This is a genomic window from Thermoactinomyces sp. CICC 10735 (assembly GCF_016055175.1).
Classification (GTDB): domain Bacteria; phylum Bacillota; class Bacilli; order Thermoactinomycetales; family Thermoactinomycetaceae; genus Thermoactinomyces; species Thermoactinomyces vulgaris.
Window position 1 is genome coordinate 538368 of the sequence record NZ_JAECVT010000001.1, and the last position, 12835, is coordinate 551202.

12 protein-coding genes are annotated in these 12835 nt (G+C 47.4%); all 12 read right to left on the reverse strand.

Annotation, left to right across the window (positions count from 1 at the left end):
- Positions 1–54: 54 nt before the first annotated feature.
- The gene (locus I8U23_RS02780) at positions 55–1446 is read right to left on the reverse strand and encodes a putative amidoligase domain-containing protein (protein WP_049720189.1); all 1392 of its coding nucleotides are present in this window, start codon (positions 1444–1446) and stop codon (positions 55–57) included.
- 155 nt (positions 1447–1601) lie between these two features.
- A complete protein-coding gene (gene cotE / locus I8U23_RS02785) occupies positions 1602–2174 on the reverse strand; it encodes an outer spore coat protein CotE (RefSeq protein WP_232335440.1) in 573 nt (190 codons plus the stop codon).
- Between the two features lie 123 nt (positions 2175–2297).
- On the reverse strand, positions 2298–2720 hold the full coding sequence (locus tag I8U23_RS02790) for a YlbF/YmcA family competence regulator (RefSeq protein ID WP_049720190.1): 423 nt from the start codon (positions 2718–2720) through the stop codon (positions 2298–2300).
- A 1-nt stretch (position 2721) separates the two neighbouring features.
- Positions 2722–4203 carry a tRNA (N6-isopentenyl adenosine(37)-C2)-methylthiotransferase MiaB gene (gene miaB, locus I8U23_RS02795; RefSeq protein WP_037996866.1) on the reverse strand — a complete coding sequence of 494 codons (1482 nt, stop codon included), beginning with the start codon at positions 4201–4203 and terminating at the stop codon, positions 2722–2724.
- 277 nt (positions 4204–4480) lie between these two features.
- On the reverse strand, positions 4481–5056 hold the full coding sequence (locus tag I8U23_RS02800; protein ID WP_049720192.1) for a xanthine phosphoribosyltransferase: 576 nt from the start codon (positions 5054–5056) through the stop codon (positions 4481–4483).
- A gap of 80 nt (positions 5057–5136) precedes the next feature.
- Positions 5137–5877 (reverse strand): MBL fold metallo-hydrolase, encoded by a 741-nt coding sequence (locus tag I8U23_RS02805; protein WP_037996871.1) that lies wholly within the window; start codon positions 5875–5877, stop codon positions 5137–5139.
- A 97-nt stretch (positions 5878–5974) separates the two neighbouring features.
- Positions 5975–6841 (reverse strand): 2-oxoacid:ferredoxin oxidoreductase subunit beta, encoded by an 867-nt coding sequence (locus I8U23_RS02810; RefSeq protein WP_037996873.1) that lies wholly within the window; start codon positions 6839–6841, stop codon positions 5975–5977.
- A complete protein-coding gene (locus I8U23_RS02815; protein WP_037996875.1) occupies positions 6828–8588 on the reverse strand; it encodes a 2-oxoacid:acceptor oxidoreductase subunit alpha in 1761 nt (586 codons plus the stop codon). The genes I8U23_RS02810 and I8U23_RS02815 overlap by 14 nt, the downstream gene beginning before the upstream one ends.
- Before the next feature lie 250 nt (positions 8589–8838).
- Positions 8839–9783: a dipeptidase gene (locus I8U23_RS02820; RefSeq protein WP_037996878.1), complete on the reverse strand. Its 945-nt coding sequence runs from the start codon at positions 9781–9783 to the stop codon at positions 8839–8841.
- 75 nt (positions 9784–9858) lie between these two features.
- The gene (locus I8U23_RS02825; protein WP_037996879.1) at positions 9859–10119 is read right to left on the reverse strand and encodes a stage V sporulation protein S; all 261 of its coding nucleotides are present in this window, start codon (positions 10117–10119) and stop codon (positions 9859–9861) included.
- A gap of 118 nt (positions 10120–10237) precedes the next feature.
- Positions 10238–11032: a TIGR00282 family metallophosphoesterase gene (locus I8U23_RS02830; RefSeq protein WP_037996880.1), complete on the reverse strand. Its 795-nt coding sequence runs from the start codon at positions 11030–11032 to the stop codon at positions 10238–10240.
- 63 nt (positions 11033–11095) lie between these two features.
- Complete coding sequence (rny, locus tag I8U23_RS02835; protein ID WP_037996936.1) at positions 11096–12640, reverse strand: ribonuclease Y; 1545 nt, start codon at positions 12638–12640, stop codon at positions 11096–11098.
- Positions 12641–12835 lie beyond the last annotated feature (195 nt).

The following is a 12835-nucleotide window of genomic DNA, read 5'->3' on the forward strand; positions in this document are numbered from 1 at the left end:
ATATTTTTCACTGCAATATTTTAACATGAATCGAGGCACCGTCCCACTTTTCCATTATTTTTTCTTCTGGTAAGGCGGCAGTTTCCACACTTTTCGAATATCTTGCGATTCATTCCAAGTCGATCCCGAAGTCAGGTATTTGTAGAATTTATCCAGATATTCCTTATGCCGCCCATAATAAGGGCACTTCTTCAATTCGCTCCACAACACGGGCAACCACTTGGCCAACACCTCTTTATCCCCCTGATAATACGCTTCTTGGACGTCTTCCTCGTCCAGCGGATAATAATTGAAATACCGGTAGTGGATGGCAATCAACTTGGCCACGACAAAGACCCCTTTGGTCAGGGTGGGGGAAATCAGCCAACTGGGTAACGTCCGGTATTCAAACCCGCCGTGGTCCTGATATCGAAAATCCCCCAAAAACCCGTACTTGGGACGGCGCCCGATCCCCTGCGGATCTTCCACGATTGCCAAAAATAACGCCAAATAGTTGTCCAAAGCCCGCAACAATTTAAAGTTTGGTTGAACACCGCTAAAGTGGATATGCCCTCCCAACGGGAAAGCATGGTGCGGCAATGCGCCGGCCAGCCATTTTGCCGGGGCACGCCCTGTTTTTTTGGCTGCGTACAACAACCCTTTAAAGATGTTGATGACCAGTGCGCGCGGATCCGGAGTCGGCTCCGGCCGGATCTCCACAAGCGGCTTTAAGGAACGGTTTTGGTTCATCCAGATCGCATCGCACCCGACCCTCCCTTTCACTGGGAAATATCGGGATGCCATCAGCAATCCCCCGGACCTTCCTTCCATGATAAACTCCGGATCGGCTCCCAGCACCACCTGGTTCCAAGGAATGGCCGGAAGATTTACACACTCTTTCACATATTGCTGTACGGCTTTCACGAAGCTTTGTTTCATTTCTTTGTTTAACTTGGGATCACATACCACCTGCCGGACAAAATATTTCCGGTTGGGCCCCACGGCCAGTCGCACCAGTCCGTAATCCAATCCCAACGCATACAAAGCCCGGACGGCCCATTCTTTGATTTTCCGCACTTCCCTCGACGGATCCTGCAAAGAGACCCGCCGGAAACTGTTTTTCCAATTCCTCTTTTGCTCCGCCAGCCAAGCCCCCTGTTGACGGGAACAATAAACCGCCAACACATTGGTTTGGAAAACAGCGACCATGTACTCCCGCAAGACCAGATGATGATGGGAATGCACGGGAACCCCGTGCATCCTTAAGATCCGGTGGCAAGCCGAAGGATTTTTTGTCCTTTGGACATGTCTTTCATCATTTAAAATCAAAACCGGCTCAGACACGGCCACCGATCCGCTCTTTTCCAGATGAATGGTTGAGGCGAGTCTTCCTTGTTGTTCAATCAAAAGATTTTTGATTGATTGCTGATTGTTAAAATCCATATATGGAAGGGTGACGGCTCCCATAACCTTTCCCCTTTCTGTGCATCCCACTTTCCGTCAAGAGCATTATGATCTATATTATGTCTCGGCTTCTCAATTGGTTAAATGTTGTTTCGGATCCAAAAACAAAAAATAAACTGCTGACTGGGTGCCAGCAGTTCCCGAGGAATATCCGTTAATCAATCTTCCAGGTCATCAATGATCAGATCCGGATCCAGTTCATCAAAAGAATCTTCATCCACATGTTCTTCATAGCTTCCCGCCAAATCTTTTTCATCAGTTTCTGCATATTCTAACGGATAGACCGGTACGCAAATCTTCGTTTGCCCAACCATTTCAACCGCAAATTCTTTTTCAACCCGGACGACAATGCCATCTGCGATTCCGTCCGTGTGTGAAGCGATGGAAGCTTCCACACAGTTGGGAGCCTGCGTCACCGTGGCACTGACGGTAACGGTGGAGTCACGGGTGTTGCGGTCATAATAGCTCAGCGGGACTTGCTCGGTGTAATAAACGGTTTCTTTAATCACATCGGTTTTGGTGTTCCCTTTGGTGGAATACCAGATATTCACATCGTACTTGCCGCTGACTTCCACGGCTTCTCCTACTTTTGTGCATTCGTACTGATGATTAATCACCCATGCCCCCAAGATCGTATGGATATTTTCCGGCGACTTCACTGTGTGCGTGGACTGTAAAAATCTGCGTCCTTTTCCGCATACAGCCTTGGTAATAATTTGTCGGTATTCCATGGCTCTATCTGGATATGACACCATACTTCCCTCCTCCAAGCATCATTCAATAACAAGTGTATGCAGGGCAACTGTCTAGGGTGCAAAAAAACCCCCGGGAAATCATCCCGGGGGAAAATTTTTTTACCGCGAACAACCACAAGGCCCGCCACTTCCACATCCCTGCCGGATTTCACCACCGGTTTCAACGGAAACTTTTTTGGAAACAGTGGTGCCAATCACTTGCTGGATGGTTTGCAAAAGATCATTCACACCCACTTGCGTCTGCTGATACTCCCGGATGATGGGGAGGTTCTCCAGTTCCTGATTCAACTGTTCCAGTTCTTTTTCCAAGATGCGGGCATATTTGGTTTTCTGATAATGCTTGGCATGGACCAATTCTTTTTGCTTTCGCTTGATGGTGTCAATATAATTTTGGACGGTCTTGCTTTTTTTCACCTGCTCTTCCGCGGCACGAAACCGTTGGATTTCTTCGCTTTTTAAAATCAAGTCCGCAAATTGCCGGGCTTGCACCAACACGGGATGGTTTTCAAACGAAGTGTACATTTTACCCTCCCACTTTCGTCAGAGGTTCCTCTTCCACCCAAACTCCTTTTAACGTCCAGGTTTGCGGTTCATCGATCCGGACATGGGCAAATTTCCCGATCAGATGCTTCGGTCCCGTGAAATTCACCAGCTTGTTGGTACGGGTCCGTCCCGATAACACATCCGGATTTTTCTTGCTTGTGCCTTCCACCAAAACTTCCACCACTTGGCCGCGGAGAGCTTCATTTTTCCGGCGGCTGATTTCGTTTTGCAGATCGTTCAAACGTTGCAGTCGTTCTTTTTTCACTTCCATTGGCACGTCATCTTTCATTTTGGCGGCCGGCGTTCCCTCACGCGGTGAGTAAATAAACGTAAACGCCGAATCAAACTCCACTTCCCGGACAAGGGACAGCGTTTCTTCAAATTGTTCTTCGGTTTCTCCGGGGAATCCCACAATAATGTCCGTGGTCAACACCACATCCGGGATGGCTTCTTTAATTTTGCGGACCAATTCAAGGTAAGACTCCCGGGTATATTTGCGCGCCATCAATTTCAAAATTTGCGAGCTTCCGGATTGAACCGGCAGATGAATGTGCTCGACCAGATTTCCGCGTTTGGCCAAAACTTCGATCAGATGGTCATCAAAATCGCGCGGGTGGCTTGTCGTAAACCGGACACGCGGAATGCCGATTTTACGGACATCATCCATCAAGTCGCCAAACCGGTAATTGATATCGGTGAAATCTTTTCCGTAAGCATTCACGTTTTGTCCGAGCAAAGTCACTTCCTGATAGCCTTTGCGCGCCAGTTCGCGAATCTCATTTAACACGTCTTCGGGACGGCGGCTGCGTTCTTTCCCCCGTGTATAAGGAACAATACAGTACGTGCAGAATTTGTCGCATCCGTACATAATGTTGACCCAGGCACGCAGTCCGTCTTCACGCTTCTTGGGCATGTTTTCAACCACATCGCCCTCTTTGGACCATACTTCCACAACCATTTCCTTGCTGAATAAGGCGTTTTGCAACAAGACCGGCAAACGGTGGATATTGTGTGTGCCAAAGATTAAATCCACATGCTGATAACTTTTTAAGATCCGGTTGACGACCACTTCTTCCTGGGACATGCAACCGCAAACCCCGAGGATTAAATCCGGGTTTTCCAACTTCAGGTGTTTGAGGCGTCCCAATTCGCCAAACACTTTATCTTCTGCATTTTCGCGAATGGCACACGTATTCAGCAAAATAATATCCGCTCGATCTTCCCGTTCTGTCCGTTCATAGCCCATTTGTTCCAGAATTCCGGCGATCGTTTCGCTGTCATGAACATTCATTTGGCATCCGTAAGTTTGAATCAAATATTTCTTTCCTGCGCCGACCCCACGCATATTTTCGGGAATCTGATCAAATTGTATCACTTCCACACCCGACTTCCCCCGCCTTTTGGCGGCTTTCAGATCGGGTGCAACAAAATATTGGCTGTAATCTTTCTCTTTTCGTTCCATTTCATCCACCCTTTCTGGTGAGATTGCTTCTATAATGAATAAATCCATGATTTCGAAGGCTGAACACGAATACTGCAATTTTCTCATTATACACGATGAGTGACATGTGTTCAATAAAGATCCTCGGATGATTCTCCCCCATTATAACATGTTGTTGCGAATTTCCCAGCCGGGGAAAATGAATTTTAGCGAATTGTTTGTGTTGCAAACTTGTTTATTTCAAAACACCAATCAATCAAGCCGGATCTCCCTCATAAAGAGAAATCCGGCTTGACCCTCAGTTTTCTTTGAAATGAACTTTTCCATCAGCCAAAGATGCAATTTCCACCAGCGATTCCACTCGAATTCCCTGCTTGCGAAGATTGGAGCCGCCGGGCTGAAAAGATTTTTCAATCACCGCCCCCAATCCGGCCAACCGGGCCCCTGCCATGCGGACCACTTGAATCAAACCTTCTGCCGCTTGTCCATTGGCCAGAAAGTCATCAATCACCAATACCCGGTCCTTTGGGGTTAAGAACTTTTTCGCCACCACCACGGAAGTCGTCTCTTGTTTGGTGTATGAAAAAACTTTGGCTTCATAATAGGAATCCTTCAATGTCAGCGATTTTTTCTTCCGGGCGAAAACCACGGGAACGTGCAATGCCAATCCGGTCATGACAGCCGGCGCAATGCCCGACGACTCAATGGTTAAAATTTTAGTGACGGATTCATCTTGGAAACGCCTGGCAAACTCTTCCCCGACTTCCCTGATCAAAAAAGGATCGATTTGATGATTCAAAAATGCATCCACCTTTAAGATGTCATCGGACAGCACCAATCCCTCTTTGACAATATACTCCTTCAGTTTCTGCAAACGCTCTCCCCTCTTTCCATCGGCTGATTCAAAACCGTGCTTGTCTCTCCATGATAATGGATGACCGGCCCAAACAAAAGCTACAAATCGACCGTCATGCCGGAATAAGCGGTTTGGCAAACACCGTCAAACACCGCCATGGCTTCCTCCTTCAGGTGATCCGGATCATACCCGGGATACAAATGGGTCAAGATCAACTGCTTGGCCTTGAGCCGGCCGGCAGCAAGCCCGGCTTGTCTGGCCGACAGATGCCCTGTTGGTTGATCCGGCAAATCTTTATGTAAAAAGCTTGCTTCACAAACAAACAGGTCAGGGCTTTTCCCCATCTTTTCCCAATCTGTCTCCGGGCCACTGTCTGCCCCGTACAAGATGGTGCGTTTACCGTCATGGATCCGCATGGCAAAACAAGGGACGGCATGATCGGTGCGGAAAAATTGCACGGTCAACCGCCCGCCCAAATGAATTTTCATCCCTTCCCGGATCCCGTTTCGGTCAATCTCTGTTTTATAACGCAACTTTTCAAACCAACCGGCCGGTTTCTCCGGTGACCAGACCGCAAGGGGGTGTTTCCTTTTCCCTTGTTTTCGGGCGGTCATGACCGCGTACTGCAAAACAAAAAAATCAACGATATGGTCATGATGCAAATGCGACAACAAAACGGCATCCAACGCTTCGATGGCGATCCGTTCGACCAGCCGGGCCAGTATGCCGCTGCCGCAATCAATCAGGATTTTTTTCCCTTCCGCCTCCAACAGATAACCGGGAGTCCCACCTCCCGGCGCCGGATAAGGGGAATGGCAACCAAGCACCGTCCATCTCATCAGGCATCCTCCTTCGCATTCCATTATCACAACAAACTCTCTCCGTCCATTCCACAAAAAAAGCTGTACAGACATTAGTCTGTACAGCTTTTTTACTTTATGCAAATTCGGCAACCAATTCTTCGAAGTCTTGTTCGGAAATTTTCAGCTCTTGTTTTGCCAACGGCTCTTCTTTAAAGCCTCTGATCACGGATTCATAGGAGGGTTGCTCTTTGTTTTGGTAGATGATTCCTGTGACCAATCCTTGATGTTCCATCAGTTTTTGCATGGCCATTTGTCGGTCGGATGAATCATAATCCGGATCATCATCCAAGCTGACCAGATTTTGTTTGAAAAAGTCATACGTGTTGATTTTGTTGTACGTTACACAAGGGCTGTAAACATTGATAAAGGAAAATCCTTTATGCTTGATCCCTTCTTCGATCACACGGGTTAATTGTTTCAGGTCACTGGAAACTGATTGAGCCACAAAACCGGCTCCTGCTGTCAGCGCCATTTCCATTGGATGAATGGGTGCTTCAATGGCACCTTGCGGCGTGCTTTTGGTTTTAAATCCTTTTTCGCTTCGTGGAGAAGTTTGGCCTTTGGTTAATCCGTATACCTGGTTATCCATGACAATATAGGTGATATCCACATTCCGGCGAATGGCATGGATGGTGTGCGACATCCCGATGGCGAATCCGTCTCCATCCCCGCCGGCTGCAACCACCGTTAAATCGCGGTTAGCCAGTTTCAACCCTTGTGCAATCGGCAGCGCTCGGCCATGGACACCGTGAAATCCATACGCATTAATATATCCGGAGATCCGTCCGGAACAACCAATCCCTGAAACAACGGCTACTTCATGCGGCTCCAAACCGGTATTGGCGAAAGCGCGCTGCATGGCGGCCAACACGGAAAAGTCACCGCAACCGGGACACCAGTTGGGTTTTACTTTATTGCGAAAATCTTTAAACGTGGCCATGGACCAACAGCTCCTTACATTGATGATAAATTTCAGAAGGTAGGAATGGGTTTCCGTCATATTTTCCAAAGTGAACCAGTTTTTCAGCCATTCCTACATACATTTTGATGACATTGGTTAATTGTCCTGTAGCGTTGTTTTCAACAACCAATACTTTTTTCGCTCTGTTCATTTGCTCCCGGATGATTTCCGTCGGGAACGGCAACAATTGGCGAATGTGTGCATGGTTGATTTTCAAGCCTTCTGCTTCTGCGCGCTCTTTCGCTTCGGAAATCGTGCCGCGGGTCGAGTTGAATCCGATAACCAAAAGATCGGCATCATCGTGCGGAGCATCCAGGTAAACCGGGGTGTCAAAATCGATGCCGTTTTTCAGTTTCATGAGCCGTTTTTCCATCATTTTTTTGCGGTTTAACGGTTTTTCCGACGGACGTCCGGTTTCGTCATGCTCCACTCCGGTCACATGGTGCAACCCGTTTTTCTGTCCTGGAAGAACCCTTCTGGAAATGCCATCCTCAGTCAGTTCATAACGCAAAAATAATTGGGAAGGCTCCAACTCCGGAAGCTCTTCATCCCAGGAAACCAGCTTTCCGCGTTTAATTTCAATCCGGTCGTATTCCAGCGGCTCAACGGTTTGTTTCCCGAGCGACATCGCCAAATCCGACAGGATAATCACCGGGCATTGATACTGTTCCGCCAGATTGAACGCCTGAATGGTATCGTAGAAGCATTCTTCGGCTGTGCTCGGAGCAATGACAATTTTCGGGATTTCACCGTGGGTGCTGAACAGCATGGACAATAAGTCACTTTGTTCCTGTTTGGTCGGAAGACCGGTACTGGGCCCGCCACGCTGCGTGTTCACGATCACCGCCGGCGTTTCGGTCATCCCGGCCAGCCCAATCGCTTCGGTCATCAGTGACAATCCAGGCCCTGCTGAAGCCGTGAGAGCACGAACACCACCATAGTTGGCCCCGATCACCATGGTGATCGCTGCAAGCTCGTCTTCTGTTTGAACTACCGAACCACCAAATTTCGGAAGTTTTTTGATCAAATACTCCATGATTTCTGAAGATGGGGTAATCGGATATGCAGCCATCAACCGGGCTCCCGCTGCAATCGCCCCCAGTGCAATGGCGTCATTTCCGATCATATATAACCGCTTTTTCCCGTCAGAAGGTTCCAAGCGAAATCTTGTTATTCCATCACCAAGTTCGCCTTCCGCATGCTCGAACCCTCTTGTAATCGCTTCCATATTCCTATCTACCACTTTTTGGCCTTTCCGTGCGAACCTTTCTTCAATCACTTCTTTAAAAGCATCCGCCGGAATGCCCAACAATGCAGCCGAGGCCCCGACAGCCACCATGTTTTTCATTTGGGACATTCCGATTTCTTCGGCAATCTTGGTAAACGGAATCGCAAGAAGGTTTGCGTTTACTCCTTCCGGAACGGTTGGATTAAACTTGGCATCGGCCAAGATGACCCCGCCCACAACCAATTCATGAGCATTCAAGTCAATGGATTCTTGGTCAAATGCAACAAGTATATCCAGCTCGTCGGAAATGGAGCGGATTGGGTTTATGCTGATACGAATCTTGGTGTTGGAGTGACCACCTTTAATTCGTGAAGAAAAATGTCTGTACCCGTATAAATAATACCCTTTTCGATTTAAAGCTGTTGACAAAATCTCTCCTGCACTGTCAATACCTTCCCCTTGTTGTCCGCCCACTTTCCACGAAAGCTGCTTAACCAATGAACTCATCTCCTTTAATACTGCCACACACTACACAATATTAAAATAACTATGAAAGATATCAACTCTTCACAAAGAAAGGAATAAAGCCAACTTTGTGCTGAGTGATAGCATTTTCATGTATCATTCTAGACCTGTATGGTATAAAAAGCAACCGTTTTAAGTTCTCTATCTTTCCAATTTTTCTTTTAATGTTGCAAAAAAAGACCTAAGTAAAAAAAAGATCATTTTTGCTAAACTTTTTTCGGCTTTATGACGGTAAATGATTTAAGTAAAAAGCACAGGCATTTTCCCATGCCCATTTCCTCACCAATGACTCAGGGTAACGGCGCAAAAGCGCTTCTTTCAACCAGTATATATCCCTGTAATTATGTAAATTTTTAATTTTCAAACGGATCCCGTCAAAATCCGATCCAAAACAAAGATTCCGTTCGCCTCCCAGGCTGCATACATGTTCGATATGTAACAAAAGATGATCGATGGTGGCTTCCTTTTCACAAGGATATGTAAACGATGGAACAAAGGTGATCCCGATCAATCCGCCTTTTCGGATCAGCGCCTGGATTTGTTCATCTTCCAGATTCCGCGGATGAGGGGCGATTTTCCGGCAATTGGAGTGAGAAGCAAGCACCGGCAAATCAGACTCCATCACTTCCCAAAACCCTCGCACCGACAAATGGGAAACATCCAAAATCATGCCCAGCCTTTCCATCTCGGTGATCACTTTTTTTCCGAAGTTCGTCAATCCTCCGTTCCGTTCCTCTTCAATGCCGTCCGCCACTTCATTGGCATGGTTCCAAGTCAACCCCAACTGGCGCACACCGAGGCGGAAAAACAGCCGCAGGAAGGCAAGTTCTCCATGCAAGGCGTCGGCCCCTTCCATCGCCAACAGTGCCCCCATCCGATCCGGGGCACATTTTTTTAACGCTTGTTTCGAACCGACAAAATGAACCGCTTCTTCTTTCCTGATAATCTGTTCGTAAAACAAATCCACTTGTTTCAATGCGACTGACAACCGGTTTTCTCTGGGTACCGAATCAGGTACCCATATCGCAAAAACCTGCAAAGCCACCAAGGCTTCTTTCAGATGGTGATAAGAACTGTCCAACCGGGAGCGGGGGTCATAAAAAGAATGGTCTTTCAAATTTCGCCACATTTTGCTTAACACATCGCAATGCCCATCCATCCATTGCATCTTGTTCACCCTTCCATTTAAAAAAACCTGTCTATATAAATAAACAGGTTTTTTTGAATATATCGACCAATTTCCCTAACGAGGTTCCACAATCAGTTTGATCGCGGTCCGTTCTTCACCATCGATCATAATATCGGTAAAAGCAGGAATACAAATCAGATCAATCCCACTAGGCGCCACGAATCCTCGTGCAATCGCAACCGCTTTTACAGCTTGATTCAGCGCCCCTGCGCCAATTGCTTGCATCTCTGCTTGACCACGTTCACGCAAGACTCCGGCGAGTGCACCAGCAACAGAATTCGGATTAGATTTTGCTGAAACTTTTAATACTTCCATGTAGGTACCTCCTCGATGGTTGGAGTGAATCCACTACTATCCTATTCGACTCGCAAGTAAAAATTCCTTCCAATTTGCATAGATAGGAGTAAAAAATCATAAATAAATTTATTCTATTTCAACCGATAAGCGGATGCTCCGCATCAATACGAATCCTCGTTAATTTCGTGGCTTTTTTGGTTTGTTTGTCCAAATCGATCAATACAGCATTAAATTGTTCTCTTCCTTTTGCAACAGAAAAGCGAACAGGCATTTGTGTGATAAACCGCTTCACGACTTCCTCTTTTTTCATCCCGATCACGCTGTCATACGGGCCGACCATCCCCACATCCGTCAAATAACCCGTTCCTTTTGGCAAAATTCGTTCATCTGCCGTTTGCACATGCGTGTGCGTCCCGATCACCGCGGAAACTTTCCCATCCAGGTAACATGCCAATGCTTGTTTTTCCGACGTGGTTTCCGCATGAAAATCGACCAATATATACGGGGTTCCTGAAATCCGGCTCAAAATTTCATCCATTTTTCTGAACGGACAATCCAATGGTCCCATATACGCTCTCCCCATCAGATTGACCACAACCACTTTTACGCCTTTTACCGTCAGTAAAACATGGCCTTTCCCGGGCGTCCCCGGCGGATAATTGGCGGGACGGATTAAAAACGGCTCCTCATCGATAAAATCAAACACCTCGGACTGCGCCCAAGCATGATTTCCCAATGTGACACAATGGATTCCCAGATCCATCAGTTCCCTCAGGATGTCCCGTTGAATTCCCCGTCCGTTGCCCGCGGCATTTTCCCCGTTTGCCACAATCACATCGGGCGAGTACATTTGGTTTAATTTAGGCAAATAATTGGCGACCGCTTGTCGCCCCACTTGTCCAACAATATCACCGATCATTAAAATTCTCATCAGTACAAATAGCCTCCAACTCCGCTAAGATGCTTGAAAAAATAAAGCGGCCGCAAGGCCACTTTATTTCGCATATTCGACCGATCTTGTCTCTCGAATCACCGTCACCTTAATATGGCCGGGGTAATCCAATTGACTTTCGATCTGTTTGGTAATTTCTCGGGATAAACGGACGGCTTCCGCATCATCGACTTCATCCGGCTTCACGATGATCCGACATTCACGCCCTGCTTGAATTGCATATGATTTTTCCACGCCGTCGAAGGAATCGCAAATCTCTTCCAATTTCTCCAAGCGCTTGATATATGCCTCCAATGTTTCCCGCCGGGCTCCGGGTCTGGCCGCCGAAAGCGCATCCGCCGCTCTGACCAAGACAGCAATCACACTCGTCGCTTCACAGTCTCCGTGATGAGAAGCAATGCTGTTGATCACCACGGGATGTTCTTTATATTTTTTCGCCAATTCGACGCCAATATCCACATGGGAACCCTCGATTTCGTGGTCAATGGCTTTTCCGATGTCATGAAGCAAGCCGGCCCGTTTCGCCAGATGAATGTCTTCACCCAATTCCGCGGCCAACAAACCAGCCAGATGCGCAACCTCCATGGAGTGCTTCAAAACGTTTTGCCCATAACTGGTACGGAATTTTAACCTGCCGATGATCTTAATCAGATCCGGATGCAATCCGTGCACGCCGGTTTCAAAGGTGGCCTGCTCTCCATATTCACGAATCCGTTCGTCCACATCCCGGCGGGATTTTTCCACCATCTCTTCAATCCGGGCCGGGTGAATCCTTCCGTCAGCCACCAGTTTTTCCAACGCCACCCGCGCCACTTCACGGCGAATGGGGTCAAATCCGGACAAAATCACGGCTTCCGGCGTATCATCAATGATCAGGTCAATTCCCGTCAACGTTTCCAACGTCCGGATATTCCGGCCTTCACGCCCGATAATGCGGCCTTTCATCTCATCATTGGGTAAATTCACTACGGATACGGTCGTTTCCGCAACATGATCCGCCGCGCAACGTTGAATGGCTAAAGACAAGATTTTCCGTGCACGCCGGTCTCCTTCATCAATCGCCTGTTGTTCCATCTCTTTCATGATTTGAGCCGTTTCGTGTTTCATCTCATTCTCGACTTTAGCCAGAATCAACTGACGCGCTTCTTCCGTGGTAAGTCCGGAAATCCGTTCCATCTCTTTGAGCTGTTCCTGGTATAGCCGGTCAATCTCCCGCTGACGTTCATCAATATATTTCTCGCGTTTGGCCAGTTCTTCCTCACGCGATTCCAAATTTAATTGTTTTCGTTCCAGTGTTTCTTCTTTTTGGTCAAGACGACGCTCAATCCGCTGTAATTCATTCCTCTGCTCACGAATCTCTTTTTCCGCTTCGGTGCGCAATTGATGGATTTCATCCCTGGCTTCAAAGATTTTTTCTTTTTTGTTGGCTTCGGCTTCTTTGTTCGCCTTTTCCAGAATCTCGGCAGCTTCCTTCTCCGCACTGCCGATCCGGGCTTCCGCCGTCATTTTGCGTATCCAATAACCCGCACCGATTCCGACACCGAGAGAGGCAAACATCAGAACGATGTCCAATCCGTTAAACACCATTGGATTCACCGCTCACCTCCTCTGTTTCTGTTTACAAAATAAGACCGATGAACTCGGTCTTCTCACGCTCGTCCTCACTCATTTTTTGCTATACCAGGTCAAGGCTGGAAAACCAGCAAACATTTTCAAATTCCTTCAGGTTTCTATTCCAAACTTACTTCGTCAGAAGGTATCTTCCACCGTTAAAAAAGGCAA

Excerpts from the sequence above, each read along its gene's own strand:
- I8U23_RS02780 (WP_049720189.1), bottom strand. The coding sequence starts at position 1,446 with ATGGGAGCCGTCACCCTTCCATATATGGATTTTAACAATCAGCAATCA.
- cotE (WP_232335440.1), bottom strand. The coding sequence starts at position 2,174 with ATGGAATACCGACAAATTATTACCAAGGCTGTATGCGGAAAAGGACGC.
- I8U23_RS02790 (WP_049720190.1), bottom strand. The coding sequence starts at position 2,720 with ATGTACACTTCGTTTGAAAACCATCCCGTGTTGGTGCAAGCCCGGCAA.
- miaB (WP_037996866.1), bottom strand. The coding sequence starts at position 4,203 with ATGGAACGAAAAGAGAAAGATTACAGCCAATATTTTGTTGCACCCGAT.
- I8U23_RS02805 (WP_037996871.1), bottom strand. The coding sequence starts at position 5,877 with ATGAGATGGACGGTGCTTGGTTGCCATTCCCCTTATCCGGCGCCGGGA.
- I8U23_RS02810 (WP_037996873.1), bottom strand. The coding sequence starts at position 6,841 with ATGGCCACGTTTAAAGATTTTCGCAATAAAGTAAAACCCAACTGGTGT.
- I8U23_RS02820 (WP_037996878.1), bottom strand. The coding sequence starts at position 9,783 with ATGCAATGGATGGATGGGCATTGCGATGTGTTAAGCAAAATGTGGCGA.
- I8U23_RS02825 (WP_037996879.1), bottom strand. The coding sequence starts at position 10,119 with ATGGAAGTATTAAAAGTTTCAGCAAAATCTAATCCGAATTCTGTTGCT.
- I8U23_RS02830 (WP_037996880.1), bottom strand. The coding sequence starts at position 11,032 with ATGAGAATTTTAATGATCGGTGATATTGTTGGACAAGTGGGGCGACAA.
- rny (WP_037996936.1), bottom strand. The coding sequence starts at position 12,640 with ATGGTGTTTAACGGATTGGACATCGTTCTGATGTTTGCCTCTCTCGGT.